This is a genomic window from Streptomyces sp. AP-93, assembly GCF_022808175.1.
In the GTDB taxonomy this organism is placed as follows: domain Bacteria; phylum Actinomycetota; class Actinomycetes; order Streptomycetales; family Streptomycetaceae; genus Streptomyces.
Genome location: NZ_JALGBX010000005.1, coordinates 327,310 through 354,305, shown reverse-complemented (window position 1 = coordinate 354,305; position 26,996 = coordinate 327,310). Strand labels below are relative to the sequence as shown.

Here is a 26,996-nt window from a genome sequence, read left to right as displayed (position 1 = left end):
GATGCGTAAGTGCACTGAATCGGTTGCTTAAATTAGGTGGCGCGCGACGGGTGCGCAATGCCCTGCTCCCCCTGAATACTGGGCAGTTCGAGCAACCAGGGGGATCCCATGGACGAACCGGCCGAAATCGGCCGCAGGGTTCAGCGCATGCGCACCGAACTCGGCCTGACACAGCGCAAGTTGGCGGAGCCTGCGTACACCCCGGCTTATGTCTCCACCCTGGAGTCGGGCAAGGTGCGCCCCTCGGAGGCCGCCCTGCGCTTCCTGGCCGGGCGGCTCGGCACCTCCTACGAGGAGCTGGCCACCGGACGCCCCGCCGGACTGGCCACGGAACTGCGCCTCGCCCTCACCGACGCGCAGCAGCTCCTGGCCTCCGGCGCGGCGGGCGAGGCCGCCGTCCACTACCGGCGTCTGCTCGGCGAAGCGGAGGACCTCGGGCTCGCCGACGAGCGGGTCGGGGCGCTGCTCGGACTCGGCGACTGCGCCCTGGAGACCGGTGAACTCCCCGACGCCATCGGGTACTTCGAGTCGGCCGAACGACTGCTGGCCGACGAGCCGCTCCCCCGCCGTGCCCGCCCGATCCGCGGCCGCGCCGTGGCGCACCTGCTGGCCGGGGAACTGCGCTACGCCTGCTACCTGCTCGAATCCACCATCGACGAGCTGGGGACGACCGGACTGGCCGACCCCGAGGCGCTGCTCCTGCTGTACGCCGCGGTCATCGGGCCGTACATCGACATGGGCGCCCACGCCCGGGCCGCCCATGCCGCCGAGCTCGCCCTGGCACTGGCCCCCCGGGTCACCGACCCGGCCCTGGTGGCGGGCATGCACCGGCAGGTCGCGCGGACGTTCCTGACCGAGGGGCGGGTGGCCGACGCCGACGCCTCCCTGGCCAAGGCCCAGGCGATCTACGCGCAGCTACAGCTGCGGACCGATCTGGCGCACTGCCACTGGATGCGCGGCTACGTACAGGCCCAGAACGGGGACCTCGCCTCCGCCGAGCGGGAACTGCGCACCGCACGGGACATGCTCTCGGCCGGGCGGGCGGCCCTGTACACCGCCCAGGTGGAGGTCGAACTCGCCGACGTACTGCGCCGGCTCGGCCGGTACGAGGAGGCCGCCGGGCTGCTCTCGGCGCTGCTGGCTCTCGGGGACAGTCACGGCGCCGTCCACGCGGGCGGCGCGCACCGGCTCCTCGGCCTCATGGCCGAGGAGAGGGGCGAGCCCGAGGCCGCGGAGGAGCACTACGTGCAGGCCCTGGCGCTGCTGGAGCGCAGCGGGGCGACGGGCGACCTCGCGGACCTGTGCCGGCTCCTGGGCGATCTGCTGCGCCGGGCCGGCCGCACCGAGGCGGCGCTGGACGCCTACCGCACGGGCCTGGGCCACCGGGCGGCTCCCGGCACCACCACGCTGGGCCCCGCTCCCGCGGCGCCGGCGTTCCCGCACCGTCCGGCGGCGCGGTAGCTGGCTTCAAGGAGTTCCGTAATTCCGCTACGATCGTCAGGTCCCGCAAGGGATAGGGCGAGAAGACGCCCTGTGGGAGTCAACCGCATCGTGTCTGTCCCCGGCTCGCCGGTACGGATCACGCGGCAGCACAGCGTTTGGGCTGTGCCTCTGCTCCCCGAATGCCGGACCAGCGCCCTGAGCGACCCCGGATGAGCCGCCCCCGGGCGACCACGCCGGACGGCCCAGGAACCGCCCCGGCTGCACTCCGTCGTCCCCACGGGAATAGCGGATCAAGTCTTAGAGGTCGATCCAGTAGCGCCGCTTGGGGCCGATCAGGGTCTCGCGGACGTCTTCCAGCACGCCGCCGTTGCTCTCGATCGTGCGGATCGAGGCCTGGTTCCCGGGGTCACAGGTGAGCAGCACCCGGTCGATCCCCAGCAGCCGGGCCTCGTGCTTGACCTCGCCCAGGGCCCAGGTGGCCAGGCCCCGGCGGCGGGCCGAGGGGCGCACGCTGTAGCCGATGTGGCCTCCCGCATCGAGCAGGAAGCCGTTCAGGTAGTGCCTGAGGTCGATCGCGCCCAGGTACTCGTCCCCCTCGGCGATCCACCAGTACGTGGCGTGGACGCGTCCGTGTTCGAGCGGCAGCGAGCGGTCCCCGTACCGCCTCAGCCGCTCCGTCCAGGCCGCGAAGCCCTCCGGGGTGTCCACGTCGTCGTCGGAGCCGAGCCCGGCGCCGTCCATGTGGGCGTCGGGCCCCCATTCCTCCTGCGCGGCGAGCCAGGAGGCGTACAGACGGGGGGTGGGCGTGATCAGCTCGGGCATGACCGGACGATAACAGTCCACGGATTCGGTCCCGGGCGGGCGTGGGGACGTACGGGCCGTCCGGCATGCCGGACGGCCGCCGAGGGCCAAGACTGGAGGGGCGGGGCCGTGCTCCCACCGGGCGCGGGCCCCTGCCGGGAGAGGGGCGCGCATGAGTGCGGACGCGGGACGGGTCGCCGTCCTCGGTGACTGCCCGCTGCTGCGCCACGGCGTGGCCCGCGTGCTCGAAGCGGCCGACGGCCCGGCCTTCGTGCTCGGCGCCGGATCGGTCGATGAGGTGAGCGCCGCGCTGGAGCGCGGAGACGCCCGGGCCGGGGACGTCCTGCCCGTCGACCTGCGGCTGTCGCCCGGATGCCTGGCGGAGGTGGTGGCGCGGCTGGCCGGACTCGGCTTCGCCGTCCTGGTGCTCTCCTGCGGCCCGCCCGACGACGCCCGCGGCGCGCTGCGCGCCGGAGCCCGCGGCTGCCTGAGCCGGCGGGCCGGGGAACACGAACTGCTGGCCGCGATCCGACTGGTCGCCGGCGGCTGCCCGTACGTCTCCGCCGATCTCGCGGTGGGCCCGGTCCCGGACGCGGCGCCGCCCTGCCACGTCACGGACCGCGAGCGGCAGGTTCTGGAGCTGGTCGCCCACGGGGAGACCGACCACGGCATCGCCGTCCGGCTGGGCATCAGCGAGCACACCGCGCACTCCCACCCGGACCGGCTCCGCGACAAGATCGGCTCGCGGCGGCGGGCCGACCTGACGCGTTTCGCCCTGATCCACGACCTCATCCCGGCATCCTCCTCACCGGGGTAGCCCTGCCCCGCCCGGAGTGGGTCCTTCTGCCCTGTGCCCGTCCCGGGTTCCACCGGACACTGAAGGCGACAGCCCTCGTGTGCCCGGATCCGGGAGGCGCCTTGCGATGAGTGGCATCTTCGGCGAGACCCTCACCTTCCCCCAGGAGGAGGGTGCCGACGTACGGCTCGTCGCCTTCGGCGACGACAAGTACGCACGGTACGAGACGCTCGACGGCTTTTCGGTCGTCTACGACGACGCCCGGGGCCTGTACTGCTTCGCCGAGGCCGACGGCCGCGGCGCCGGACGCCGGTTCGTCTCCAGCGGCACGCCGGTTTCCCGGCCGGCCCCCGAGGGGCTGCCCCGGCGCCTGCGGGAGGGGCAGGTCTACCGGCGGGACGTGGTGAAGGAGAGGCTGATGGAGACGGTCCCGGAGGAGGACCGCGCCACCACCGACCCGGACACCCTGCTGACCTTCGGCCCCAACGAGGGCCTGCTCCCGGGCTTCGTCCTCAGCGAGGGCGACGTCCAGGGGCTGACGATCCTCGTCGACTTCCCGGACAAGCCCACGGAGGTCACCGTCGACGAGGTCTCGGCGCTGCTGAACAGCCCCCATTTCACGGCGAACGGAAACAGCTCCTCGGTCAAGGAGTTCTTCCGCACGATGTCGACGGGCCGGCTCCGCTTCACCAACACCGTGGTCGGCCCGCTGCGTTTGAGCCGGCCCCGCCTCGCCTACGGGCTCAAGGCGAACCGGGGACGCCTCGTACCGGAGGCGCTGCAGGCGGCCGTCGACGCCGGCGTGGACTTCAGCCGGTTCGACTCGCTCGGGCGGGGCGTCGTCGACTCCCTCTGCATCATGTACGCGGCCGGACGGAGTTCCGGGAGGACCTCTGGCCGCACAACTCCCGTTTCCCCGCCCAGATCGGCAGTGTGCGCACGGACTTGTACACCGTCACGAGCATCGGCGACACGGCCTCCGACCTGAGCATCGGCACCTTCTGCCACGAGAGCGGCCACCTGCTGTGCCGCTGGCCGGACCTCTACGACTACGGAACGGCCGAGCGCGAGGGCGACGACTTCACCAGCGCGGGACTGGGCACATACTGCGCGATGGCCGCGGGCAACAACCTGGGCGACGGGTTCCTCCCGTCCGCGGTCTGCGTCTACCTGCGGCGCCTCGTGCACTGGACGCACGACGTCGACATCTCGCTGCCCGGCGTCTACGAGGCCCGGCAAGGGGAGTACGACGAGGCCCTGATCTACCAGAACCCGCAGCGGCGCGACATCGAGTACTACCTCGTCGAGAACCGCACCCGCGCGGGCTTCGACTCCCGGCTCACCTCCAGCGGGCTCGCCGTCCACCACTGCGACATCAAGGGGTCGACCGAGTTCCAGAACGGCACGCCGGTGGGCCACTACCAGTGCGCGCTCCTCCAGGCCGACGGCCACCTGGACCTGGAGACCAACCGGAACCAGGGCGACGGCTCGGACCTCTTCGGACCCACCCTGGGCACCGCCGTCTCGCACAGCAGCCGCCCCGAGTCCCTGTGGTGGGACGGCAGCGAGTCCGGGCTGACCCTCTCGGCCACCTCCCCACCGGGCCCGGTGCTCACCTTCCGGACGGGCGAGCAGGGCGTGGCGGGCACCCTGGTCACGGGTGACTCGGCGCCCGGCGCCACCATTCCCGAGGACGACTTCGGCGGTCTGACCGACGCGATCACCCTCCAGGGCCAGGGCACGGTCCGGGACCTGACGGTGACGATCGACATCGAGCACCCCCGCATCGGCGATCTGCGCGTGGTCCTGATGGCCCCCAGCGGCCGCCGTGACGTGATCCACAACCGCACGGGCGGCAACACCAAGAACCTGCGGGTGACGCTGGATTCCCAGCCGCCCTCCCTGCTCGCCCCGCTGATCGGCGACGCCGTGCCGGGGAGCTGGAAGCTCAGGATCACCGACGCGGTCGACTCGAACACCGGGGTGCTGCGCGAGTGGTCCCTGGCCGTCCGGACGGGCACCTGAGGGCGGCGGACCGGACCTCCCTCCTCTTTTAGCCAATGGGCATCGATTATATTTGGGTCATGACCGAAATGCCCCGTGGTGTGGATGCCCAGCGTGTCCACCACGCCTTGGCCGTACCGTCGCGTCGGCGTCTGATGACCCTGCTGCGGGAGGCGGACGGCCTGCTGGGCGTGGATGACATGGCCGCTGCCACGGGGCTTTCGGTCGCCACCGTCCGCCACCACCTGGCCGCTCTGGCGAAGGCGGGCCTGGTCACGGCCACCGCCTCGGCCGGGCCGGGCCGGGGCCGCCCCAGACTGCGGTACGCGGCCATCGGGCTGAATCCCCGGGAGGCATCGGCGGACACCCCCTTCCGGGAGCTCGCCCAGGCCCTGGCCGAGGCGGTGGGGGGCGGCCCCGGCGCGTCCCGCGAGGCCGGCCTCGGCTGGGGGCGCCGGCTGGCCGGGAGCGGTCCGGCGGCGGAGCGGGTGTTCGCCGCGGCCGCCCGGATGGGCTTCGCACCCGGGGACGCACCGGGGCCCGACCCCGGCACCCGGCGGGTACTGCTGCACGAATGCCCGTACCGGGAGCTGGCCCGGGACCGGCCCGAGGTCGTGTGCGCCGTCCATCAGGGCGTCCTGGACGGCCTGCTGGAGTCCAGCGGGACCACGGTGCGGCTGCTGCCCTTCGTCGGCCCGGACCTGTGCGCGGCGGACCTGCGCACGGCGGACCGGGGCAGGGCGGACCCGGGTACGGCGGCGGACCCGGGCACGGCGGACCCGGGCACGGCGGACCCGGGCAGGGCCTGACCCGAAGGTCAGCCGCGGGGGCGGTTGCGGCGGCGGTACTCGTCCGTCGGGACGCCGCCCACGCCCCAGTCCTCCAGAGCGACCTCGTCGATGAGGACGAACGTGGTCGCCGGGTCCTTGTCGAGGACCTTGACCAACAGGTCGGTGATGCCCGCGATGAGCTCGGCCTTCTGCGACGCGGTCGCGCCCTCACGGGTGATCTTGACATTGACGTACGGCACGGGGATTCCTCTTCTCGTGGCGGTGACGTGCAGGGGGGCGTACTCGGGTGGGGCAGGGGCTCAGATGCGGCGGCCGGTCACGTGGCCGCCGTCCACCCGCAGGGCGTGGCCGGTCACGAACCCGGCGCCCGCCAGGTACAGCACGGCGTCGGAGATTTCGGCGACCTCGCCGACGCGGTCCTGCAGGGCGAGACCGCCGAAGGAGTCCACGTCGGCGCCCGCGTGCAGGGGGGTGCGGATGATGCCCGGCGCGACGAGGTTGACGCTGATCCCGTCGGCGGCGAGCTCGGCCGCGAGGCTCGTCGTCAGCGCGTGCACACCGGCCTTGCTGACCACGGGCGCCGAGGCCGGGAAGCCCGCCAGCGCATGGTCCACCAGCACGGTGCCGATGTTGACGATGCTGCCGCCCTGCCCCTGGGCGCGCAGGGCCCGTACGACCGCCTGCGTGGTGAGGTAGGTGCCCTTGAGGTTCCCCGTCAGGTAACCGTCGAGCTCTTCCTCCGTCACCTCGGTGAAGGGCTTCGGCTCGAAGGTGCCGGCGTTGTTGACCAGGACGTCGATCCGCCCGAAGCGCTCCAGCGCCGTACGGACGAGCGCTGCGCCGGTCTCCGGGGCGGCGGTGCTGCCCGCGACGCACGCGGTGCGCTCCGGATGCCCGAGGCCGGCGGCGGCCTTGGCGAGACGGTCGGGGTCGCGGCCGTTGAGGACGACGTTCGCGCCGGCCGCCAGGAAGGCGCGGGCGATGTCGAGGCCCATGCCGCTGGAGGAGCCGGTGACGAGGGCCGTGGTCGTGGTGCTGGTGACGCTCATGGAAGGTGTCCCTTTCGTGGGCGGCCGCCGGGGAGTTCCGGTGGCCGACACCAGAAACCTAGGAGCCCTCGACCCATAACACCACGACGGAATATGGAGCATGTGATAATCCAGCGTTATGGATGTGGATCTGCGTGACCTGGAACTCCTGGAGGCCACGGCCGAGGCCGGCTCGCTGACGGCCGCCGCCGAGCGGCTCTACGTCAGCCAGCCCGCGCTGAGCCAGCGGCTCACCCGGCTGGAGGCCCGTCTCGGGATGCCGCTCTTCGACCGCAAGGGCCGCCGGCTGATCCCCAACGCCGCCGGCCGCCGGCTCCTGGTCGCCGCCCGACACGTCCTCGGCGAACTCGAATCGGCCTCGCGCGACCTGCGGGAGCTCCGCGACGGGCGGGACCGGCGCGTGCGGTTCGCCGCGCAGTGCAGCACCACCTTCCCGTGGCTGCCGCCGGTCCTGCGCTCCTTCCGCGCGCGCGAGCCGGACATCGAGGTCCGGATCGAGACCGTCGCCGACGACGCGCCGATCCCGGCCCTGCTCGCCGACCTGGTCGACGTGGCCCTGGTGACCAAACCCGACCTGCAGATGGACCGGGTGTCCCTGACCAGGCTGTTCGAGGACGAGATGGTGGCGGTGGTGCCCGCCGGGCACCCGTGGGCGTCCCGCGCGCACGTGACCGCCCGCGATTTCGACGGCACGGACCTGGTCCTCTACGACTTCTACGACCAGAAGCGCATCCCGTCGATGCCGCTGCCGATCCCGGCCGGGGCGCGGCCCGCCCGCATCACCACCATGCCGGTGGTGACCGACCTCGTGATCGAGATGGTGGCGGGCGGCCAGGGGCTGGCGGTCCTGCCCAACTGGGTGGCTTCCCCCTACGCGGCCTCGCACGATCTGGCCCTGGTCCGCATGGGCGCGAAGCCGCTGACCCGCACCTGGTTCGTCGCCACCCGGACCGGCTCTCGCCCGCCCCACCTGGAGGCGTTCGTCGAGGAACTCGTCGGCCGCCTCGCAGCGCCGCACGTGGACTGAGGGGGATCGGCCGGCCTGGTCGCCGGATCGGCATGGGAACGGGTCTCCTCTCGGCTGAGGGATGAAGGCACACAAGGCAGATGGGCACAAGCTCCGAACCAGTGGGAGCGCTCCCACTGTGCAGACGGGACTCAACGCCGTCAAGGTCCGTGAAGAGTCGAAGCCGTTCCGAGGGGAATTTCGTCAACTCCTCTTTTCCTTGGCGTCAGTTGCAGCTACGGTCTGGCCCCACCAGTGGGAGCGACTCCGTCAGTCGGCGCGCCGTCAGAAGCGTGCCCTCGCTGCAAGGACTCGCTCATGCGACACCCCCCACGCACGTCCGCGCTGCTCGCAACGGCAGCACTCGCGATGGCGAGCTGTGCGCTCGCCTTCATGGGTACGGCCGCAGGAGCCGCGGCCTCACCTTCCTGCACGGTGACGTACTCGGTCGTCGGCCAATGGGCCGGCGGATTCCAGGGTTCGGTCACCGTCACCAACACCGGCTCCGCGCTGAACGGCTGGAGCCTCGGCTTCGGCTTCCCGGCCGGCCAGACCCTCGGTCAGGGCTGGGGCGCCAAGTGGTCCCAGACCGGGTCAGCCGTCACCGCTGCGAACGAGAGCTGGAACGCCACGCTCGGCACCGGCGCGAGCGTGACCACCGGTTTCATCGCCTCGTGGTCGGGCGTCAATACGGCGCCCGGCGTGTTCACGCTGGGCGGAGCCGTCTGCACCACCGACGCCGGGCCCGGACCCGCTCCGACGCCCACACCCACACCCACACCGACCGTCCCCACGCCCACGCCCACGCCCACGGGCCCGACGCCCACACCCACCCCCACACCGACCGGCCCGACTTCCGGGGCGCCCGAACTGAGCGTCACCGGCAACCGCCTGACCGACCGGGCCGGTGCCACGCGTCGCCTCCTCGGCGTCAACCGCTCCGGGGCCGAGTACATGTGCGTCCAGGGCCACGGCATCTTCGACGGTCCCGTCGACGACGCCTCGGTGCGCGCCATCTCCGACTGGAAGGCCAACACGGTCCGCATCCCCCTCAACGAGGAGTGCTGGCTCGGCCTCGACAACATCAAGCCCGAGTACCGGGGCACGAACTACACCGACGCCGTCAAAGGACTGGTCGACCGGGTCCTCGCGCACGGCATGACCCCGGTCGTCGAACTGCACTGGACGTACGGCCAGTACACCGGCAACTCCTCCGGATGCGCGGACGTCCACGCGTCCTGTCAGAAGCCGATGCCGGACGCCCAGTACACCCCGGCGTTCTGGACCTCGGTGGCGAACACCTTCAAGAACGACCGGCGGGTCGTCTTCGACCTGTTCAACGAGCCCTATCCGGACCGGGCCACCTCCACCACCGCCCAGGCCTGGACCTGCTGGCGCGACGGCGGCACCTGTCCGGGCATCGGCTACGAGGTCGCCGGCATGCAGGACCTGGTGGACGCCGTCCGCGCGACCGGCGCCCGCAATCTCGTACTGGTGCCCGGCATCGCGTACTCCAACGACCTGAGCCAGTGGCTCACCCACTCCCCCACCGACCCGACGGGCAATCTGGCCGCGGCCTGGCACGTCTACAACTTCAACACCTGTGCCAATGAGGCGTGTTGGGACTCCACTCTCGCCCCGGTCGCCGCCCGGGTCCCCCTCGTGGCGGGTGAGATCGGCGAGAACACCTGCGCACACGCGTTCATCGACCGCGTCATGAAGTGGTTCGACGACCGCTCCCTGTCGTACCTCGGCTGGACCTGGAACACCTGGAACTGCAACTCCGGACCGGCCCTGATCAGCTCCTACGACGGCACCCCCACCGCATTCGGCACCGGGCTGCGCGACCACCTGCGCGCCCTGAACTGAAAGGCATCCCACCAAAATGAGCCGCACAGCACTCGGTACGACTCCCCGCACCACGTCCCGTACGACCAGCCGCACCGCCCTGTTGGCGGCCCTCGGCCTCGTCACCGCCGCCGGCGCCACCGCCACCGTGTTCGGCGCCTCCGCCGGCGCCGCCACCGCGGGCTGCAAGGTCGAGTACCAGATCACGAACCAGTGGAACACCGGGTTCGGCGCGAACGTGATCATCACCAACACCGGTGACCCGATCGCCTCCTGGACCCTGGAGTGGTCCTACGCGAACGGCCAGCAGGTCACCCAGGGCTGGAACGCCACGATCAGCCAGTCCGGGGCCGCCGTGACCGCCAAGAGCCTCTCGTACAACGGGAATCTGGCCACGGGCGGTTCGACCTCCTTCGGCTTCAACGGTGCGCACGGCGGTACGAACGCCGTGCCCGCGACGTTCAAGCTGGGCGGCGTCACCTGCAACGGAGCGACCGACCCGACCCAGCCGCCGACCACTCCCCCGACGACACCGCCCACCACGCCACCCACCACACCGCCCACCACCCCGCCTCCGTCGGGCGGCAAGGCCGACAACCCGTACGCCGGTGCCAAGGTGTACGTGAACCCCGAGTGGTCCGCCAAGGCCGCCGCCGAGCCGGGCGGTACCAGGGTGTCGAACCAGCCCACCGGTGTCTGGCTGGACCGCACCGCCGCCATCGCGGGTACGAGCGGCTCGATGGGTCTGCGCGCCCACCTGGACGCGGCGCTGGCGCAGAAGGCCAGCGGCGAGCTCGTCGTCCAGCTGGTGATCTACAACCTGCCCGGACGGGACTGCGCCGCGCTCGCCTCCAACGGCGAGCTTGGACCGACCGAGATCGACACGTACAAGACCAACTACATCGACCCGATCGCCGCGATCCTCGCCGACTCCAAGTACGCGGGGCTGCGGATCGTCACCACCGTCGAGATCGACTCGCTGCCGAACCTCGTCACCAACGTCTCGGGACGCCCGACGGCCACGGCCAACTGCGACGTGATGAAGGCAAACGGCAACTACGTCAAGGGGGTCGGTTACGCACTGAACAAGCTGGGCTCGATCGCCAACGTCTACAACTACGTGGACGCGGGACACCACGGCTGGCTCGGCTGGGACGACAACTTCGGCGCCTCCGCGGACATGTTCAAGCAGGCGGCGACCGCCGAGGGCTCCACCCTCGCCAAGGTGCACGGCTTCATCGTGAACACGGCCAACTACAGCGCCCTGAAGGAGGACCACTTCAAGATCGAGGACTCCGTCAACGGCACCTCCGTACGCCAGTCGAAGTGGGTCGACTGGAACCGGTACACGGACGAGCTCTCGTACGCCCAGGCCATGCGCACCAAGCTGGTCTCCCTGGGCTTCGACGCCAACCTCGGCATGCTGATCGACACTTCGCGCAACGGCTGGGGCGGCACGGCACGGCCGAGCGGACCCGGCGCGCTGACGAGCGTGGACACCTACGTCAACGGCGGCCGCTACGACCGGCGCATCCACCTCGGCAACTGGTGCAACCAGTCGGGCGCCGGCCTCGGCGAGCGGCCGCAGGCCGCCCCGGCGGCGGGCATCGACGCCTACGTGTGGATCAAGCCGCCGGGCGAGTCGGACGGGGCGAGCAGGGAGATCCCGAACGACGAGGGCAAGGGCTTCGACCGCATGTGCGACCCGACGTACACGGGCAACGCGCGCAACGGCAACAGCATGTCGGGGTCTCTCCAGAACGCGCCGCTGTCGGGCCAGTGGTTCTCGGCCCAGTTCCAGGAGCTCATGAAGAACGCCCACCCGGCGCTGTGACCCGCCGCCGGTGAGCTGACCGCCCCGCCCCGCGCATGGGCCGGAGGCGTACGGAAACCTCTGGATTCCGTACGGCTCCGGCCGCGGCACGCTCTGGGGAACCGGAACCGGAACCGGAACCGGAACCGGAACCGGATCCGGATCCGGGAGGGATCCCGCCTCAGGACGAATCGCGCACGATCAGTTCCGTCGGGAGGACCCTGCGCGGCTCCTCGCCCGTCTCCTGCGCCGACACGGAGCCGGCCCCCGGCGCGTCCGCGATCTTCTGGAGCAGCAGCCGGGTCATCGTGCGGCCCATCTCCTCGATCGGCTGGCGCACGCTCGTCAGGGGCGGGTCCATCAGGCGGGCCACCGCGGAGTCGTCGACGCCCACGAGGGCCACGTCCTCGGGGATCCGCCGCCCGGCCTCGCGCAGCACCCCGCGCGCGCCGGCCGCCATCACGTCGGAGGCGGCGAAGACCGCGTCCAGGCCGGGGGCACGCTCCAGGAGCTCGCGCATCGCCAGACGGCCGCCCTCCTCGGTGAAGTCCGCGGTCGCCACCAGCGACTCGTCGGGCCGGAACCCGGCTTCTGCGAGCCCCGCGCGGTAGCCGCCCAGACGCGCCCGGGCCACGTACATGTCGAGCGGCCCGCTGATGGTCGCGATCCTGCTCCGGCCCCGCCCCACCAGGTGGGCGACGGCCGCCCGTCCCGCGCCGATGTTGTCGGAGTCCACGTAGGCGACGGGTTCGGCCTCGGAGCGCCGCCCGTTCATGACGACCGGCAGCCCCAGTCGTGCGATCCGGTCCGGCAGCGGGTCGTCGCCATGGACGGATGCCAGCAGCACGCCGTCGACCCGCTGGGCGGCCAGGTAGTCCTCGAACCGCCGGCGTTCGACCTCGGTCCGAACCAGGGTGAGCAGCAACTGCTTGTCGGCTTCGGCCAGTTCCGCACTGACCCCGCGGATGAGGTCGAGGAAGTACGGCTCCGAGAACAGCCTGGCCTCGGCCTCCGGGATGACAAGGGCGACCGCGTCGGTCCGGCTCCCGGCCAGCGCCCTGGCCGCCTGATTGGGTACGTACCCCAGCTCGGCGACGGCTCGGGCGACGGCGTCCCTGGCCTGCTCGCTCACCCGTGGCGAGCCGTTGATCACCCGGGAGACCGTACCCCGGCCGACACCGGCCAGGGCCGCGACCTCTTCCAGGGTGGGTCTGCCGTTCTGCCGTCCGCTCACGTGTCTCGAACTCCCGTCGTGCGCTCTCGCGCTCCGGGCCCGTGCGTGCCCGGGCCGGTCGCGGCTGATCAGGTAAGAAGCGGATCCCGCCCCCGTCTCACGCGGAACACGTTACGCCGATCCGATGCCCGGGAGACCGAGTGGGAGCGCTCCCACAATACTCACGATCTCGGCCCGGTGCCATGGCCGCGTTCAGGGCCCGACGACGCCCCGCCGGAAAGCGGGGCTTGAGGGGCACCGGAGGCCGTCACGTCACGAATTCGCGTTCACGTCTTGACACCCGCACCCACCAAGCAGCAATCTTCCGGCAACGACGTGGGAGCGCTCCCACTCTGGGATGCGAGAACGACCTTCACATCAGGTCCTGGCAGGGCCCTCGCCGAGCCGCGAACCCGCCCGCCGGACCCCCTGGCGCACAACGAGCACCACCTTGGACGAGGAGAGTGGAATGCGCACTTCCAGCAGCAGACACGGACGCGGACGCCGCACCGCGATCAACGCGGTCGCCGCGGTCGCCGTCGTGGCGACCGGTGCGGCCCTGCTCGCCGGCTGCGGCAGCGACGGCGACGGCGACGGCGACAAGGGCAAGGGCAAGGGAGACGGCGCGGCCGGCGGCGAGCAGATCACGCTGCGGATCGGCACCTTCGGCTCCTTCGGCTACGACAACGCCACCGGGGCCAAGCTCTACGCGGAGTACGAGAAGGCCCACCCGAACATCAAGATCGAAGAGTCGAACGTCGCGGACGGCCAGAAGTACTGGGACACGCTCAAACTGCGGCTCTCCCGCGACAGCGGCCTCGCGGACATCCAGGCCCTGGAGGTGGGCTACATCGCGGAGGCGACCGGTCCGGCCATGGCGGACAAGTGGACCGACCTCGGCACGACGGGCGGCGCCGACCTCGGCGCGTTCCTCGACTGGAAGGTCAAGCAGGCCACCACGGGCGACGGCAAGGTCATCGGCCTCGGCACGGACATCGGCCCGATGGCCATCTGCTACAACAAGGACCTCTTCGCCCAGGCCAAGCTCCCGACCGATCGCACCGAGGTCGCCAAGCTCTGGGCCGGCGACTGGGCGAAGTTCATCGAGACCGGCGAGACGTACAAGAGAAGCGCCCCCGAAGGGACCTCCTTCCACGACTCCGCCAGCGGCCTGTTCAACGCGGTGATCTCCAGCCAGCCCGTGCAGTACGCCAGCACCAAGGGCGAGCTGGACTACGAGAACAGCCCGGGCGTGAAGAAGGCGTGGGACACCGCCGTGGCGGCGACGAAGGGCGAACTGACGGGCAAGCTGCGCCAGTTCGACGAGAAGGGCACCTGGAACGCGGCCTTCAAGAACTCGAAGTTCGCCACCGTCGCCTGCCCCAGCTGGATGACGGGCATCATCAAGGACCAGGCGGGCCCGGAGAACCAGGGGAAGTGGGACATCGCCGCACCGCCCGTGGCCGGCAACTGGGGCGGGTCGTTCCTCGCCGTGCCGAAATCGGGCAAGCACGCCAAGGAGGCGGCCGAGCTCGCCGCCTGGCTCACCGCACCGGCGCAGCACGCCAAGGTCTTCGGCGTGAACGGCAACATCCCCTCCACCAAGGACACGCTCACCTCGGCGGCGGTCCAGGACGCCAAGCTGCCGTACTTCGGCGACACCCCGGTCGGCAAGATCTACTCGGAGGCCGCGGCCGGCATCACGCCCGCCCCGATCAGCCGCTGGGACGGCCAGGTGAAGACCTTCCTCACCGACAACGGCATCCTCGACATCGAGCAGCGCGGCACCGACCCGGCGAAGGCCTGGGAGAACGTCAAGAAGCTGGTCGACGACAAGATCGACCAGTAGCGGGGACCGTGTCGCGGCCCGCCGCCTCCCCCATGGGCAGCGGGCCGTCACCGTCCGCCCCACCCGCACGCACCCACCTGGAAGGACGCCCTCCGTGGCCACCTCCGTACGGGCGACGAACGGTAGCCCGGAACCGCCCTGCGACGCCGGCCCCGCCCTCGCTCCCTCCCCAAGCTCCCCAAGCTCCCCCGGCTCCCCCGACTCCCCCGACTCCCCCGGGCGCCCGTCCGGCCGGGCCGGCCGGCGTCGTGTGCTCCGCCGGCTGGAGCTGAAGGCGGTCCCCTACGTCTTCGTCGCCCCCTTCTTCCTCACCTTCGCGGCCTTCGGCCTCTTCCCGCTGATCTACACGGGCTGGCTCTCGCTCCACCGGGTCGAGCTCGGCGGCAGCGCGCAGTGGAAGGGGCTGGAGAACTATAGTTCCCTGGCGACCAGCGAGTTCTTCTGGAACGCGCTTGCCAACACCTTCACCATCGGCGTGATCTCCACCGTTCCGCAGCTGCTGATGGCCCTCGGCCTCGCGCACCTGCTCAACTACCGGCTTCGCGGCCGGGGTTTCTTCCGCGTCGCGGTCCTCGCCCCGTACGCCACCTCGATCGCGGCGGCGACGCTCGTCTTCGCCCAACTCTTCAACACCGACTACGGGCTGATCAACACGGTCCTGGGCTGGGCCGGTTTCGAGCCGGTTGCCTGGGAATCTTCCAAGTGGCCCGCTCAGATCGCGATTTCGACGATCGTGACCTGGCGCTGGACGGGCTACAACGCGCTCATCTACCTGGCGGCGATGCAAGCCGTACCGCAGGACCTCTACGAGGCCGCCGCACTGGACGGCGCCTCGCGCCTGCGCCAGTTCCTCAGCGTCACCATCCCCTCCATCCGGCCGACGATCCTCTTCACGGTCATCGTCTCCACCATCGGTGCCACGCAGCTGTTCGGCGAGCCGATGCTCTTCGGCGGCAGTGTCGGCATCAGCGGGGGCAGCGGGAACCAGTTCCAGACGCTGAGCCTGCTCATGTACGAGAAGGGGTGGGTGACCGGCGCGCTGGGCCAGGCCTCCGCCATCGCGTGGGTCATGCTGCTGCTCCTCCTTCTCATCGGCGGCATCCAGACGCTGATCACCCGCTCGCACCACAAGCGCAAGAAGTCGGGGAGCTGAGCCATGGCCCGCATGTTCCGCCAGTCGGCAGGCCGTCAGCACCACGCGGGACCGCTGACGTACGTCCTCCTCGGCCTGGCTGCCCTCGTCTCCCTCTTCCCGCTGTACTGGAACCTCGTAGCCGCCTCCCACACCGGCGAGCGGGTGGTCGAGGCCCCGGCCCCGCTCCTGCCCGGTCCCCGGCTCTTCGACAACCTCTCCTTCGCCTGGAACCAGGTCGACATGGGCGAGGCGCTGGTCAACACGACCGTCGTGGCCGGGCTGGTGGCCCTGTCCACCGTCCTGTTCTCCACCCTGGCCGGCTTCGCCTTCGCCAAACTGGCCTTCAAGGGCCGGGGCGCCCTGCTGGCCCTGGTGGTGGCGACCATGACGATTCCGCCGCAGCTCAGTGTGATCCCGCTCTATCAGATCATCACCGATCTGGGCTGGGTCGATCAACTCCAGTCGGTCGTCCTGCCCTCGCTGGTCGCCGCCTTCGGCGTGTTCTTCATGCGGCAGTACCTCATCGAGGCGTTGCCGGCGGAGCTGGTGGAAGCGGCCAGGATGGACGGTGCGCACAGCCTGCGCATCATCTGGCACGTGGTCTTCCCGGTGGCCCGGCCCGCGATGGCGGTCCTCGGGATGCTGGTCTTCGTCCAGGCCTGGAACGACTTCTTCTGGCCGTTCATCGCGCTGACCCCGGACGGGAATCCGACCCTCCAGGTCGCCCTGGCCGGCCTCGGCGCGGGAGCCCACACGGTCGACCAGGCCGTCGTGCTGACCGGCGCGCTCATATCGACGCTGCCGCTGCTTCTGGTCTTCGCCGTGCTCGGCAAGCACATCGTGGGCGGCATCACCGCCGGCGCCGTCAAGAACTGACCGGCCCGCGACGCAGCCCTGCCTTCCCTGCGCGCCTTACCCGCCTCATCCGCCTCATCCACCTCATCCGCATTCGAGTGGGGAGCCCTCTCCTATGACCGCGTCCGACACCCGGCCGCTCACCGCCGTCCGTTCCTTCCCCGCCGGCTTCCTGTGGGGCACGGCCACCGCCGCGTACCAGATCGAGGGCGCCGCCCGCGAGGACGGACGGACTCCGTCCATCTGGGACACCTTCGCCCACACCCCGGGCAAGGTCTTCGAAGGCCACACCGGTGACGTGGCCGTGGACCACTACCACCGGTCCTCCGAAGACGTCCGGCTGATGTCCGAACTCGGCCTGGGTGCCTATCGGTTCTCCGTCTCCTGGTCGCGCGTCCAGCCGACCGGCCGGGGGCCGGCGGTGCAGAAGGGCCTCGACTTCTACCGCAGGCTGGTGGACGAGCTGCTCGCCGCCGGTGTCACCCCCGCCCTCACCCTCTACCACTGGGACCTCCCCCAGGACCTGGAGGACGCGGGTGGCTGGCCGGAGCGCGCGACCGCCGAGCGCTTCGCCGTGTACGCGGGCCTGGTGGCCGACGCCCTCGGAGACCGGGTGAAGCACTGGATCACCCTCAACGAGCCCTGGTGCAGCGCGTTCCTCGGCTACGCCTCCGGGGTGCACGCCCCGGGCCGGACCGACCCGGTCGCCGCCCTGCGCGCGGCCCACCACCTCAACCTCGGCCACGGCCTCGCGGTGCAGGCCCTGCGGGCGGCGCTGCCCGGGGACGGCCGGGTCGCGGTCTCCCTCAACCTCCACGAGGTCCGTCCCCTGACCCCCTCGCCCGAGGACCGGGAGGCGGCCCGGCGCATCGACGCCGTCGGCAACCGGATCTGGCTGGGCCCGATGCTGGAGGGCGCCTATCCGCAGGACCTGCTCGCGGACACCGCGCACCTGACCGACTGGTCCTTCGTCCGGGACGGTGACACCGCGACGGTGCACCAGCCCCTGGACCTGCTCGCCGTGAACTACTACACCCCGACGGTCGTCTCGCGCGCGACGGAGGGCGAAGGGGTGCCGCAGGACGACGGGCACGGCGACAGCGAGCACTCGCCGTGGCCGGGCGCGCAGGGCGTGGCGTTCCACCGGGCACCGGGTGAACGTACGGCGATGGGCTGGCCCGTCGACGCGAGCGCCCTGTACGACCTGCTGACCCGGACCGCCGCCCGGTACCCCGGGCTGCCGCTCGTGGTCAGCGAGAACGGGGCGGCGTACGAGGACGAGGTCGGTCCGGACGGCACGGTCCACGATCCGCAGCGGACCGCCTACATCCACGCCCACCTCGACGCCGTGCACCGGGCGATCACCGACGGGGTGGACGTGCGCGGCTATTTCCTCTGGTCGCTGCTCGACAACTTCGAGTGGTCGTACGGGTTCGCGAAGCGGTTCGGTGCGGTCCACGTCGACTACGAGACCCTGGAGCGCACACCCAAATCGAGCGCGCGCTGGTACGCCCGCGTGGCGATGACCGGTGAGCTGCACGCCCCGTCGTAGAGGGTGCGTACCCGGTCAGGCCTGCGGCGCGGCAGCCCGGCCTCGTAGGGAGCGGTGCATCAGGAGCGCGTAGAGGGACGCCGCCACGGCGATGCCGACGGGCAGGGAGAGCTCCACGCCGTTCAGGGCCCGGGCGACGGGGCCCGTGTACAGGGTGTCCACGCAGAGGGCTGCCGCCGCGATGCCCGCCGTCAGGGCCAGCGCTCCCGCCCAGTTGACGCCCCCGGTGTACCAGAAGGGGCTGCCGGGGCTCTCGTCGGTGAGCGCGGGGCCGTCGTAGCGGCAGCGGCGCAGCAGGATGTCGGTCGCGTAGACGGCCGTGCTGGGGCCCAGGACGACGACGGTCAGCTGGAGGAGGTTGCCGACCGTGTCGAGGAAGTTGGAGACGAGGAGCGCGTACAGGGTCAACACGACCCCGAGGGCTCCGTCGACGAGGACGCCGACGGAGCGGCGGACGCGGACGCCGGCGGCCTGGAGGGCGAGGCCGGAGCTGTAGGCGGTCATGGCGTTGTTGGCGATCGTGCCGAGCACGATCGCCAACAGGAACACGGGCGAGAACCAGGAGGGCAGGATGCTCTCCAGCCCGGCCTGCGGCTCGGCCATGTCCACGACGGTCGCGGCGAGGGCGCCCAGCGAGGTGAGGAGGACGCCGGGCAGGAATCCGCCGAGCGCGGTCCAGCCCGCGACCGCCGTTCGTGAGGCCGTGCGCGGCAGGTAGCGGGAGAAGTCCGCGCTGTTGGTGTAGGAGAGCGGACCCGAGGCGATGAGCGTGACGCCGGCCGCGAGGGTGGCCCACAGGGCGCCGCCGGTCAGTGGTTCGGCGGGCTGGCGTCCGAGGTCGGCGCGCGTGCACACGTATACGGCGACGACGGCGAACGTGACCGTGAGGGCGATGGCGATCGGGGGGTAGAGCTTGACCATGGTGGCGTGTCCGTAGACGCCGATGGCCAGGGTGAGGGCGGCGATGACCACCACGACGGCGGTCTTGACCGCGCTGTTCGTGTCGATGCCCGCCTTCTCCACGAGGACGAAGCCGGCGACCGCGGCGGCGGCCAGGTTGAGGGCGATGTAGCAGATGCAGAGCAGCCAGCCGTTGACGGCGATGTTCACCCGGTTGCCGCGGACGCCGTACATCGCCCGCGCGATCACCTCGCTCGGCGTGCCGGAGGCCGGTCCCGAGACGGCGAGCAGGCCGATCGGCGCCCAGAACAGGCTGCCCAGCACGATGACCGCGATGGCCTGACCCAGGCTCAGGCCCATGAGGATCAGGGCGCCGCCGACCACCATGCTCAGGTAGTTCACATTCGCCGCCGCCCAGACGGGGAACAGCTCGCGGGCACGGCCGTGGCGCTCCCGGTCGGGAACGTGGTCGATGCCGTGGGCCTCGACCCGGCCGGGCCGGTCCGTATCCGTATCCGTGCCCGTGCCCGTGCCCCTGCCCCTGCCCGTGCCCGTGGATCCCATGGAGCCCTCCGTCTGCGGTCGTACCCGCCCGCGTGTCGTGGCGGAGGCGTTCGCGTCGCTCTCGCCCGCGTCGCTCTCGCCCGATCTTCACGCACCCGGAGAGGAGTCGCGTACGACGACATGAGCGCACTGGGGCGCCGCCACCGGCCCGGGGCCTCGGTCCGCGCCCCTACGGGGGCCGCACGCAGGGCAGTTGCCGACGGCCGGTACGGTTTCGGCATGGACGATCACGCAACGAATTCGACATCCGGCGACGCGATCCTGTCAGAGCTGATCAAGAAGACCGCGCGCCTGCACCTGCTGGAGCTGGGCGGCGCAGGGCTGTCCCTGGACGCCGTCGCGCGCGACTGCGGTCGTGCCGTCGGCGAGGTGCAGGCCCTCTTCCCGCACCGGGACGACCTGCTGACCGCGCTCGTCATCGACGCCTACGACACGTCCGGCGCCGCGATGGAGCAGGCCGACGAGGCCGCCACCGCCGTCCACGCGTCGGCGGGTGCGCGGCTGCTCGCGGTCACGCGCGCGCTGCGCCGGTGGTCCTTCGACCACCCCGCCGAGTTCACGCTGATCTACGGCTCGCCCGTACCCGGCTATCACGCCCCGCAGGACACCGTCCTGCCCGCCTCGCGCACGCCCGGCGTCCTCGCCGGCATCGTGGGCGCGGCCCTGGCGGGCGGCGAACTCACCCCGCCGCGGCGCACGGTGCCCGGGCCGCCACTGCTGCTGCCGGCCGCCGTGGAGGCCTTCGGCGGCCTGCCCCCGGCTCCGTTCTCGGACGTCATCGAGCGCGGGATCGTGCTGTGGAGCAGCCTGATCGGACTCCTGGTGTTCCAGGTCTTCAGCCGTACCCACGACAGCGTCCGGGACGAGGCCGCGTTCTTCGACTACGCCATCGCCGTGGCGGCCGAGACCATCGGACTCGTGGTCCCCCTGGACGGGGCGGGCGGGGACACCCGCTGAGGACCGGCGGACCGGGGGCCTTGACGGGGCGCTTTCACCAGCGGGTTACCGTGTCCCTTTCATTCGAGGGGGAACAGCGATGTCGCACCACACCGGGTGGGGTCAACACCCAGGTCAGCCCGCACCGCCGCAGTGGGGAGGCGGCTGGATGCCACCGCCCGCGCCGCAGCCGGGCGTCATACCCCTGCGTCCGCTCGGTACGGGCGATGTGATCAACGGCGCCTTCGGAACCTTCCGGCGGTACTGGAAGCCGCTGATCGGCGTCATGACCGTGGTACAGGGCATCGCGATCCTCCTCGTGGCCGCCACGCTCGCGATCTCCCTCGCGGTCCGGCACGACCGGTTCTCCGCGGTCTTCGACCTCGCACCGGGAGAAGACCCCGAGGGCTCGGACGTGGCAGCCCTCTTCCTGTCCTTCATACCGGCGGGCGTGGTCCTGCTCGTCGTGATGACGGTGGGCGCCGCGATGTTCAGCGCCCTGTGCCCCGCACTGATCCAGGAGGCGGTGCTCGGCCGCCCCGCCTCCTTCGGCGCGATGTGGCGCCGCAGCTGGTCACGGCTGCCGTCGGTGCTCGGCGCCCTCCTGCTCACCGCGCTGATCGCGGGCGGGCCCGCGCTCCTGCTGTACGCGATCTGCATCCCGCTGATCATCATGTCCACGGAGCTGGACGGCTCCGGCCCGCCGGCCGCCTTCGGCCTGCTCCTCCTGGGCTCCCTCCTGTGCGTGCCCTTCTCCATCTGGCTCGTGGCCCGGTTCAGCCTCGCACCCGCCGCGGCGGTGTGCGAAGGGCTCGGCCCCGTCGCGGCCCTGCGGCGCTCCTCGCAGCTGGTCCGCGACGGCTGGTGGCGGGTGTTCGGCCTTTCCATGCTCGGGCACCTCGTGGCGATGGCCGTCGGGTACGCCATCCAGATGCCCTTCGGCTTCGTCGGCATGTTCGCGCTCTTCCCGAACCTGCCGGGGCCGGACGATCCCTCGCCGGACCCCGGCACGCTGATCTTCGGGTTCCTCGTCTACGGGGCCACCATGCTGCTCGGCGGTGTCATCAGCTCGCTGTTCCAGTTCAGCTTTCCGCAACTGGTCATCGCCCTGATCTACGTCGACCAGCGGATGCGCAAGGAGGGCCTCGCGGCGACACTCACCGCCGTCGCTTTCCCGGCACCGGCGCCGGGGGCGTCGCCGGGAGCGGGGGCGGGCGCGGGAGCGGGGGCGGCTCCGGAGCAGACCTGAGGGCACCGTGAGCCGGGCGGGCTCGCGCCTACAATGTTCGAATGATCTTCATTGTGGTCAAATTCCCCGTCAAGTCCCAGTACGTCGATCAGTGGCCCGAGCTGGTCGCGGAGTTCACGCAGGCCACCCGCGCCGAGCCGGGCAACCTGTGGTTCGAGTGGTCCCGCAGCCTGGAAGAGCCGGACACGTACGTACTGGTGGAGGCGTTCCAGGACGACGCCGCGGAGGCACACGTCACCTCGGGGCACTTCCGCGCGGCCCTGGAGACCATGCGCCCCCTGGTCACCCGGACGCCGGAGATCGTCAGCACCACCATCGAGGGTGCGACCGGCTGGAGCCGGATGGGCGAGCTCCAGGTCGACTGACGGGCGAGCGCCCCCGCCTGCCGCGGGGGCCCGGAGGGGTGCGTGTGCAACACGTTCAACAGCCGCACCCCTTGCGCACCGTTGCCCTCGCCCCGTAGGAGCGGTTGATGGTCCCTAGGACGGCTGCACCGCGACGTCAGCAGGACGCCTGGTCAGCCGTACCCGGTTCAGCCTTTGGGGCGATCCCCTGATGGCCCATCGGCCGTAACGTTTCTTCCTTCACGCCCCTGAGCTGCGGCGATGACGCCCGACCCGGCGTTCAGCACATCCGTTCCCGTGCGCGTCGGCGCCCGCCGTGATCTTGACCCGCCCTACAGTCGTGCCGCTCCCCCGAGATCCCTCCTGAGAGACGTGCGTGACTTCCCTCTTGCCTTGCCCAGAAGAGCAGTTGACACCATCGGCCACCCGGTCCGCCCCGCCCGCGGCGGTGCTGGAGGGCATCGCCGGATACGTTCCGCCCCGGGTGGTAGCCAACGCCGGACTCCCCTCGGCCTGGGGCATCGACGACGCCTGGGTGCACCGCCGCACCGGGATCCGCGAGCGGCGCCGGGCCGACCCCGGAGTGTCCACCGGCGAGCTCGCCCTCGAAGCCGGGCGCCGTGCCCTGGCCGTGGCGGGCGGCGCTCCGGTGGACACCGTGCTCGTGGCCACCTCCACCCCGGACCGGCCCATGCCGGCCATGGCTCCGCAGCTGGCGACCCGGCTGGGCCTCGGCGGTGCGGCCGCCTGGGACGTGAACGCCGCCTGCAGCGGCTTCCTGTACGGGCTCGCCACCGCCGCCGGAGCCCTGCTGTCGGGCTGCGCGGACCGGGTCCTGCTCGTGGCGGCCGATCTGTACTCGACGCTCCTGGACCCCGGGGACCGCTCGGCCGGCATCGTCTTCGGCGACGGCGCGGGCGCCGTCGTGCTGCGCCGGGGCCACTGGGGGGAAGCGGGAAGCATCCTCGCCTTCGACCTCGGCAGCGACGGCTCGGGCGACGAGCTGATCGAGGTGCGCGGCGGCGGAGCCCGGGAGCGGTCGGCCCCGGACTCCTACGGCCCCGGCGACCGGCACTTCCGCATGCAGGGGCGCGAGGTGTTCCAGCACGCGGTGACCCGGATGACCCGGTCCTCGCAGACCGTGCTGAAACACGCGGGCTGGTCGCCCGAGGACGTGGACCGCTTCTGCGCCCACCAGGCCAACGCCCGCATCGTGAAGGCCGTCGGGGAGCGTCTGCCCGCCCCCGGACCGCGCCGGGTGACCAACATCGAGCGGGTCGGCAACACCGGCGCCGCGTCCATCCCGCTCGCCCTGGCCGATGCCGCCTCGCGCGGCGAACTGCACGCCGGGGAAAGGGTGTTGCTCACGACCTTCGGGGCCGGGCTCACCTGGGGGTCGGCGGCCGTGCTCTGGCCGCGGTTCGAGCGCGCGGTGCCCGGCATCGAACCGGCACCCTGAGGGCGGCCCTCGCCCTCACCCCGTTTCCCCCCGGCCTCCGCCTCTCGTCTCGCCCGCTCGCCTCGCCCCCTCGTCTCGCCCGCTCGCCTCGCCCCCTCGCCTCGCCCGCTGACCGCGCCCTCTCACCGCGCGCTCTCTCCTCGCGCGACACCCGCGCAGAAGCGGCCTTCGGCCCCCGATGGCCGATCGCCGATCCCTGAGCGATCACCTCCGACCCGGCACCTCATCCGGGCCCCTGTTCCGGCTCCGGCTCCGGCTGCTTGCTGCCCTGCCGCCTGCTACCTCATGCCCGCTCGCCGATCATCACCCGTCCCGGGAGGACATCCGCCATGCCCCCGCTCCAGACCATCCTCACCGCCGTGCTCACCGAGAAGTTCGAAGTCTCCCCCGAGGGCGTCCTGCCCGACGCCACCCTGGAGAGCCTCGACCTCGACTCGCTCGCCCTCGCCGAACTGGCCCTCGTCCTCCAGGAGGAGCTCGGTGTGAAGGTCGAGGAACACGAGGCCGCCCAGCGCACCACCATCGGTGAGCTCGTGGCCGTGCTCCACTCCGAGCGGACCGGGCAGGACGCCCTGTGACGGCTTCCCCGCACCCCCGCGCCGTCGCCGTGACCGGCCTGGGGCTGATCACCCCGGCCGGGATCGGCCGCGAGGACACCTGGGCCGGAGTGCTCCGGGGCCGCTCCACGGCGGACACCGATCCCGAGTTGAAGGACTGCCCGGTCGACTTCTCCTGCCGTATCCCCGCCATGACCCCCGAGCAGAAGCGCATCGGCGGCGGCAAGGCCTGGCGGATGGGCCGTTTCACGCAGCTCGCGGTCCTGGCGGCCCGCGAGGCCGTGGCCGACGCGGGACTCGAAACCGCCTCCTGGGACGGTGCGCGCGTGGCCGTGGTGATCGGCACGGGACTGGCCGGGGCCGTGCATCTGGAGACCCAGACCCTGCGCCACCACCAGGGGGGATCCGACCTCGTCTCGCCCTCCCTCATCCCGATGCTCATCCCCAACATGGCCGCCGGCGAGGTGGCGGCGGACCTCGGCGCCCACGGCCCCTCCCTGGCCACCGAGACGGCCTGCGCCTCCGGGGCCACCGCCCTGGCCGTCGCCCGCGACCTGCTGCTGTCCGGGGCCTGCGACATCGCGATCGCCGGCGGCTCGGAGGCCGCCGTGACCCCGGTGGTCACCACCGGGTTCGCCCGGATGGGCGCCCTGTCCGGGCGGGTGGACCAGCCGGCCCTGGCCTCCAGGCCGTTCGCGGCGGACCGGGACGGCTTCGTCATCGCCGAGGGGGCCGCAGTGCTCGTACTGGAGCGGCCGGCGGACGCAGCGGCCCGCGGGCGGCGCGGATACGCGCACCTGGCCGGAGCCGGCCTCACCTCGGACGCACACCACCCGACGGCGCCGTCCCCCGGCGGCGAGTACGCCGAGGCGGCCCTGCGGGCGGCGCTCGCCGAGGCCGGGCTGTCCCCGGCCGACGTCGATCACGTCAACGCCCACGGAACCTCCACCCCCCTCAACGACCGCACCGAGGCAGGACTCATCGCCCGCGTCCTGCCGCACGGCCCCAGCGTGACCGCCCCCAAGGGGGTGCTCGGCCACAGCCTCGGCGCCTCCGGCGCCGTGGAGGCCGCGCTCACCGCCCTCACCATCCGGGACTCCCGGGTGGCGCCGATCGCCAACCTCGCGGCGGGCGGCGCCGGATGCGGTTCCGGCGGCTCTCCCTACGACATCGACTGCGTGACCGGCACGGTACGTGAGCAGCGGGTCGGTGCCGCCGTCAGTCACTCCTTCGGCTTCGGCGGGCACAACGTGGTGCTCCTCCTCACCGCGCCCTGAACGCCACCGCCCCCACCAGCAGAAGGCTTCGTACCCTTGGCCCTTCACAGTGCCGTCGTCCACGCCACCGTCCACGCACCGCGGGAGCGCCAGAGCGTCGCCGCGGTCGAGGACCGCTTCCGGGCGGGCAGCCCCGGCATCCCGATGTCCCGGGGCGTGCTCCAGCACATGTACGGGCTGGTCCAGCGCACGGTGGACCGACCGAGGAGCAGCCTTCCGACCTGGCGGTGCACGCCGCCCGCAGGCTGCTGGAGGAGAGCGGCACCCCCACCCGGAAGGTGGACCTGCTGCTGTACGCCGGCATGCTCGCCGACATGGAGGAACCTGCCACCGCCCATGTGGTGGCCGCCCAACTCAGCCTCGACTGCCCGGTGTTCGACCTGAAGAACCCCTGCAACGGGGTACTGAACGCGCTCGAGGTGGCCGACGCCTTCGTCCGGACCGGACAGTACCGGCGGGTGCTGATCACCAGTGCCGAGGTCAGTACGCGGGAAAGCCGCTGGAGCGTCACGGACCCGGACGAGGTGCTGGGCGCCCTGCCGAGCCTCAGCACCGGCGACATGGGCTCGGCGGTACTGGTCGCCGCGAGTATGAGGCCCGGGATCCTCGGGAGCCGGTTCTTCGCCAACTCCTGGGGCTGGCAGGCCGCGACACTGCCCAATCCGTACGCGAACCACCGCAGGATGGGCCGCCTGGAGATCGATTCGGCCCGGCTCGTGGCCTCCTTCGACGGGATGCCGGCCAAGGTGCGCGGGGCGGTGCGCGAACTCGGGGTGGACGTGGAGGACTTCGACCTCGTCTGCGTGCACCAGCCGTCCGTTCCCTTCACCCGGGTGGCGTGCGGCTGGGTGGGGGTGGATCCGCCGCGGATCCTGTCCACCTTCCCCGCACACGGCAACGTCGCGACCAACACCATCCCGCTGCAACTGGCCACCGCCCTGAACTCCGACCGGCTCCACCCGGGCGATCTGGTGGGCATGTTCGGGTTCGCGAGCGGCGCCAGCGCCGGCGTCGTCGTCAGCCCGATGACCAACGAACCGCCCGAGCGTCCCGTACGCATCACCCCGCTGCCGCCCGAGCAGTGGGCGCCCGCGCTGCGCGGACTGCCGGCCGGATCCGCCAAGGACGGCCCCGGGCGGGTGAACCTCTTCGGCACCCTCGCCCACCACCCCGGCCTCGCACACGCCTGGCTCTCGCTCGCCCGGGTCCTGACCCACGAGGGAACCCTGACGAGCCGTCAGTGGGAGCTGGTGGTGCTGCGCACCGCGCACCGCCGCGGCGGGTCCTTCGTGTTCGACCGTCACAGCGCGGTCGCCTCCGACGCCGGGCTGGACCCCCGGGAGGTGGCGGCGACAGCTTCAGCCCTTGCCGAACACACCTGGCCTGCCGACGACTTGACCCTGCTGGAGGTGTCCGACGTACTCGCGGCCGGTGGGCCGGTGCCCCAGCCGCTGTGGGACCGGCTGGCGGGCGGACTGCGCCCGACCAGCTGATCGAACTGCTGATCCTCGCCGGGCAGTCCGCCACCATGTGCGCGACGCTCGGCGCCCTCCAC

The 26,996-nt window shown here is 71.8% G+C and carries 24 protein-coding genes; 19 read left to right on the top strand and 5 right to left on the bottom strand.

The genetic code is table 11. The annotated features are described in order from the left end of the window. Positions 1 to 108: 108 nt before the first annotated feature. Positions 109 to 1,461 (top strand): tetratricopeptide repeat protein, encoded by a 1,353-nt coding sequence (locus MTF69_RS11390; RefSeq protein WP_243333162.1) that lies wholly within the window; start codon positions 109 to 111, stop codon positions 1,459 to 1,461. A 279-nt stretch (positions 1,462 to 1,740) separates the two neighbouring features. Here MTF69_RS11390 and MTF69_RS11385 read toward each other — a convergent pair whose 3' ends face one another. Further along, the gene (locus MTF69_RS11385; RefSeq protein ID WP_243333161.1) at positions 1,741 to 2,265 is read right to left on the bottom strand and encodes a GNAT family N-acetyltransferase; all 525 of its coding nucleotides are present in this window, start codon (positions 2,263 to 2,265) and stop codon (positions 1,741 to 1,743) included. A gap of 151 nt (positions 2,266 to 2,416) precedes the next feature. On the opposite strand from MTF69_RS11385, the gene MTF69_RS11380 reads away from it, so the two are divergent. From MTF69_RS11380 to MTF69_RS42855, 4 genes are all read left to right on the top strand, one after another. Next, positions 2,417 to 3,061: a response regulator transcription factor gene (locus MTF69_RS11380; protein WP_243333160.1), complete on the top strand. Its 645-nt coding sequence runs from the start codon at positions 2,417 to 2,419 to the stop codon at positions 3,059 to 3,061. Positions 3,062 to 3,167: 106 nt separating this feature from the next. After that, on the top strand, positions 3,168 to 4,028 hold the full coding sequence (locus MTF69_RS11375; protein ID WP_243333158.1) for an immune inhibitor A: 861 nt from the start codon (positions 3,168 to 3,170) through the stop codon (positions 4,026 to 4,028). Further along, positions 3,974 to 5,065, top strand: a complete 1,092-nt coding sequence (locus MTF69_RS11370) for a proprotein convertase P-domain-containing protein (protein ID WP_243333156.1) — start codon at positions 3,974 to 3,976, stop codon at positions 5,063 to 5,065. The genes MTF69_RS11375 and MTF69_RS11370 overlap by 55 nt, the downstream gene beginning before the upstream one ends. 59 nt (positions 5,066 to 5,124) lie before the next feature. Next, the gene (locus tag MTF69_RS42855) at positions 5,125 to 5,853 is read left to right on the top strand and encodes a metalloregulator ArsR/SmtB family transcription factor (protein ID WP_279345600.1); all 729 of its coding nucleotides are present in this window, start codon (positions 5,125 to 5,127) and stop codon (positions 5,851 to 5,853) included. A gap of 8 nt (positions 5,854 to 5,861) precedes the next feature. Here the strand turns inward: MTF69_RS42855 and MTF69_RS11360 are convergent, their stop codons facing one another. Both MTF69_RS11360 and MTF69_RS11355 read right to left on the bottom strand, forming a co-directional pair. Then, positions 5,862 to 6,074 carry a 4-oxalocrotonate tautomerase family protein gene (locus tag MTF69_RS11360; RefSeq protein WP_243333154.1) on the bottom strand — a complete coding sequence of 71 codons (213 nt, stop codon included), beginning with the start codon at positions 6,072 to 6,074 and terminating at the stop codon, positions 5,862 to 5,864. A 60-nt stretch (positions 6,075 to 6,134) separates the two neighbouring features. Then, entirely contained in the window at positions 6,135 to 6,884 is a 750-nt protein-coding gene (locus MTF69_RS11355; protein WP_243333152.1) for an SDR family NAD(P)-dependent oxidoreductase, read from the bottom strand. A 118-nt stretch (positions 6,885 to 7,002) separates the two neighbouring features. Here MTF69_RS11355 and MTF69_RS11350 point away from each other — a divergent pair, with 118 nt between their 5' ends. From MTF69_RS11350 to MTF69_RS11340, 3 genes are all read left to right on the top strand, one after another. Continuing rightward, the gene (locus MTF69_RS11350) at positions 7,003 to 7,911 is read left to right on the top strand and encodes a LysR family transcriptional regulator (RefSeq protein WP_243333151.1); all 909 of its coding nucleotides are present in this window, start codon (positions 7,003 to 7,005) and stop codon (positions 7,909 to 7,911) included. A gap of 297 nt (positions 7,912 to 8,208) precedes the next feature. After that, positions 8,209 to 9,759 (top strand): cellulase family glycosylhydrolase, encoded by a 1,551-nt coding sequence (locus tag MTF69_RS11345; protein ID WP_243333149.1) that lies wholly within the window; start codon positions 8,209 to 8,211, stop codon positions 9,757 to 9,759. 16 nt (positions 9,760 to 9,775) lie between these two features. After that, complete coding sequence (locus tag MTF69_RS11340; protein WP_243333147.1) at positions 9,776 to 11,572, top strand: glycoside hydrolase family 6 protein; 1,797 nt, start codon at positions 9,776 to 9,778, stop codon at positions 11,570 to 11,572. Positions 11,573 to 11,732: 160 nt separating this feature from the next. Here MTF69_RS11340 and MTF69_RS11335 read toward each other — a convergent pair whose 3' ends face one another. Further along, positions 11,733 to 12,785 carry a LacI family DNA-binding transcriptional regulator gene (locus MTF69_RS11335; RefSeq protein ID WP_243333146.1) on the bottom strand — a complete coding sequence of 351 codons (1,053 nt, stop codon included), beginning with the start codon at positions 12,783 to 12,785 and terminating at the stop codon, positions 11,733 to 11,735. 448 nt (positions 12,786 to 13,233) lie between these two features. Here MTF69_RS11335 and MTF69_RS11330 point away from each other — a divergent pair, with 448 nt between their 5' ends. The 4 genes from MTF69_RS11330 (at position 13,234) to MTF69_RS11315 (ending at position 18,155) form a co-directional block, all read left to right on the top strand. Then, positions 13,234 to 14,613, top strand: a complete 1,380-nt coding sequence (locus MTF69_RS11330) for an ABC transporter substrate-binding protein (RefSeq protein ID WP_243333145.1) — start codon at positions 13,234 to 13,236, stop codon at positions 14,611 to 14,613. A 94-nt stretch (positions 14,614 to 14,707) separates the two neighbouring features. Next, complete coding sequence (locus tag MTF69_RS11325) at positions 14,708 to 15,766, top strand: carbohydrate ABC transporter permease (protein ID WP_243333144.1); 1,059 nt, start codon at positions 14,708 to 14,710, stop codon at positions 15,764 to 15,766. 3 nt (positions 15,767 to 15,769) lie between these two features. Beyond that, entirely contained in the window at positions 15,770 to 16,624 is an 855-nt protein-coding gene (locus MTF69_RS11320; RefSeq protein WP_243333143.1) for a carbohydrate ABC transporter permease, read from the top strand. Positions 16,625 to 16,718: 94 nt separating this feature from the next. Then, a complete protein-coding gene (locus tag MTF69_RS11315; protein WP_243333142.1) occupies positions 16,719 to 18,155 on the top strand; it encodes a GH1 family beta-glucosidase in 1,437 nt (478 codons plus the stop codon). Positions 18,156 to 18,170: 15 nt separating this feature from the next. Here MTF69_RS11315 and MTF69_RS11310 read toward each other — a convergent pair whose 3' ends face one another. Beyond that, positions 18,171 to 19,619, bottom strand: a complete 1,449-nt coding sequence (locus MTF69_RS11310) for a cytosine permease (protein ID WP_243333141.1) — start codon at positions 19,617 to 19,619, stop codon at positions 18,171 to 18,173. A gap of 219 nt (positions 19,620 to 19,838) precedes the next feature. On the opposite strand from MTF69_RS11310, the gene MTF69_RS11305 reads away from it, so the two are divergent. The 7 genes from MTF69_RS11305 to MTF69_RS11275 all read left to right on the top strand — a co-directional run bounded on the left by MTF69_RS11305 (position 19,839) and on the right by MTF69_RS11275 (position 26,934). Further along, entirely contained in the window at positions 19,839 to 20,576 is a 738-nt protein-coding gene (locus MTF69_RS11305; protein WP_243333139.1) for a TetR/AcrR family transcriptional regulator, read from the top strand. A 148-nt stretch (positions 20,577 to 20,724) separates the two neighbouring features. Then, positions 20,725 to 21,804: a hypothetical protein gene (locus tag MTF69_RS11300; RefSeq protein ID WP_243333138.1), complete on the top strand. Its 1,080-nt coding sequence runs from the start codon at positions 20,725 to 20,727 to the stop codon at positions 21,802 to 21,804. A gap of 41 nt (positions 21,805 to 21,845) precedes the next feature. Continuing rightward, a complete protein-coding gene (locus MTF69_RS11295) occupies positions 21,846 to 22,169 on the top strand; it encodes a putative quinol monooxygenase (RefSeq protein ID WP_243333137.1) in 324 nt (107 codons plus the stop codon). A 388-nt stretch (positions 22,170 to 22,557) separates the two neighbouring features. After that, a complete protein-coding gene (locus MTF69_RS11290) occupies positions 22,558 to 23,607 on the top strand; it encodes a beta-ketoacyl-ACP synthase 3 (protein ID WP_243333136.1) in 1,050 nt (349 codons plus the stop codon). 329 nt (positions 23,608 to 23,936) lie between these two features. Next, positions 23,937 to 24,185 carry a phosphopantetheine-binding protein gene (locus MTF69_RS11285; protein WP_243333135.1) on the top strand — a complete coding sequence of 83 codons (249 nt, stop codon included), beginning with the start codon at positions 23,937 to 23,939 and terminating at the stop codon, positions 24,183 to 24,185. After that, a complete protein-coding gene (locus tag MTF69_RS11280; RefSeq protein ID WP_243333134.1) occupies positions 24,182 to 25,441 on the top strand; it encodes a beta-ketoacyl-[acyl-carrier-protein] synthase family protein in 1,260 nt (419 codons plus the stop codon). The genes MTF69_RS11285 and MTF69_RS11280 overlap by 4 nt, the downstream gene beginning before the upstream one ends. 227 nt (positions 25,442 to 25,668) lie before the next feature. Continuing rightward, positions 25,669 to 26,934 (top strand): 3-oxoacyl-[acyl-carrier-protein] synthase III C-terminal domain-containing protein, encoded by a 1,266-nt coding sequence (locus MTF69_RS11275; RefSeq protein ID WP_243333133.1) that lies wholly within the window; start codon positions 25,669 to 25,671, stop codon positions 26,932 to 26,934. Positions 26,935 to 26,996 lie beyond the last annotated feature (62 nt).

Excerpts from the sequence above, each read along its gene's own strand:
- MTF69_RS11390 (WP_243333162.1), top strand. The coding sequence starts at position 109 with ATGGACGAACCGGCCGAAATCGGCCGCAGGGTTCAGCGCATGCGCACC.
- MTF69_RS42855 (WP_279345600.1), top strand. The coding sequence starts at position 5,125 with ATGACCGAAATGCCCCGTGGTGTGGATGCCCAGCGTGTCCACCACGCC.
- MTF69_RS11375 (WP_243333158.1), top strand. The coding sequence starts at position 3,168 with ATGAGTGGCATCTTCGGCGAGACCCTCACCTTCCCCCAGGAGGAGGGT.
- MTF69_RS11330 (WP_243333145.1), top strand. The coding sequence starts at position 13,234 with ATGCGCACTTCCAGCAGCAGACACGGACGCGGACGCCGCACCGCGATC.
- MTF69_RS11310 (WP_243333141.1), bottom strand. The coding sequence starts at position 19,619 with ATGGGATCCACGGGCACGGGCAGGGGCAGGGGCACGGGCACGGGCACG.
- MTF69_RS11385 (WP_243333161.1), bottom strand. The coding sequence starts at position 2,265 with ATGCCCGAGCTGATCACGCCCACCCCCCGTCTGTACGCCTCCTGGCTC.
- MTF69_RS11355 (WP_243333152.1), bottom strand. The coding sequence starts at position 6,884 with ATGAGCGTCACCAGCACCACGACCACGGCCCTCGTCACCGGCTCCTCC.
- MTF69_RS11305 (WP_243333139.1), top strand. The coding sequence starts at position 19,839 with ATGGACGATCACGCAACGAATTCGACATCCGGCGACGCGATCCTGTCA.
- MTF69_RS11350 (WP_243333151.1), top strand. The coding sequence starts at position 7,003 with ATGGATGTGGATCTGCGTGACCTGGAACTCCTGGAGGCCACGGCCGAG.
- MTF69_RS11315 (WP_243333142.1), top strand. The coding sequence starts at position 16,719 with ATGACCGCGTCCGACACCCGGCCGCTCACCGCCGTCCGTTCCTTCCCC.
- MTF69_RS11345 (WP_243333149.1), top strand. The coding sequence starts at position 8,209 with ATGCGACACCCCCCACGCACGTCCGCGCTGCTCGCAACGGCAGCACTC.
- MTF69_RS11340 (WP_243333147.1), top strand. The coding sequence starts at position 9,776 with ATGAGCCGCACAGCACTCGGTACGACTCCCCGCACCACGTCCCGTACG.
- MTF69_RS11300 (WP_243333138.1), top strand. The coding sequence starts at position 20,725 with ATGCCACCGCCCGCGCCGCAGCCGGGCGTCATACCCCTGCGTCCGCTC.
- MTF69_RS11285 (WP_243333135.1), top strand. The coding sequence starts at position 23,937 with ATGCCCCCGCTCCAGACCATCCTCACCGCCGTGCTCACCGAGAAGTTC.
- MTF69_RS11380 (WP_243333160.1), top strand. The coding sequence starts at position 2,417 with ATGAGTGCGGACGCGGGACGGGTCGCCGTCCTCGGTGACTGCCCGCTG.
- MTF69_RS11295 (WP_243333137.1), top strand. The coding sequence starts at position 21,846 with ATGATCTTCATTGTGGTCAAATTCCCCGTCAAGTCCCAGTACGTCGAT.
- MTF69_RS11320 (WP_243333143.1), top strand. The coding sequence starts at position 15,770 with ATGGCCCGCATGTTCCGCCAGTCGGCAGGCCGTCAGCACCACGCGGGA.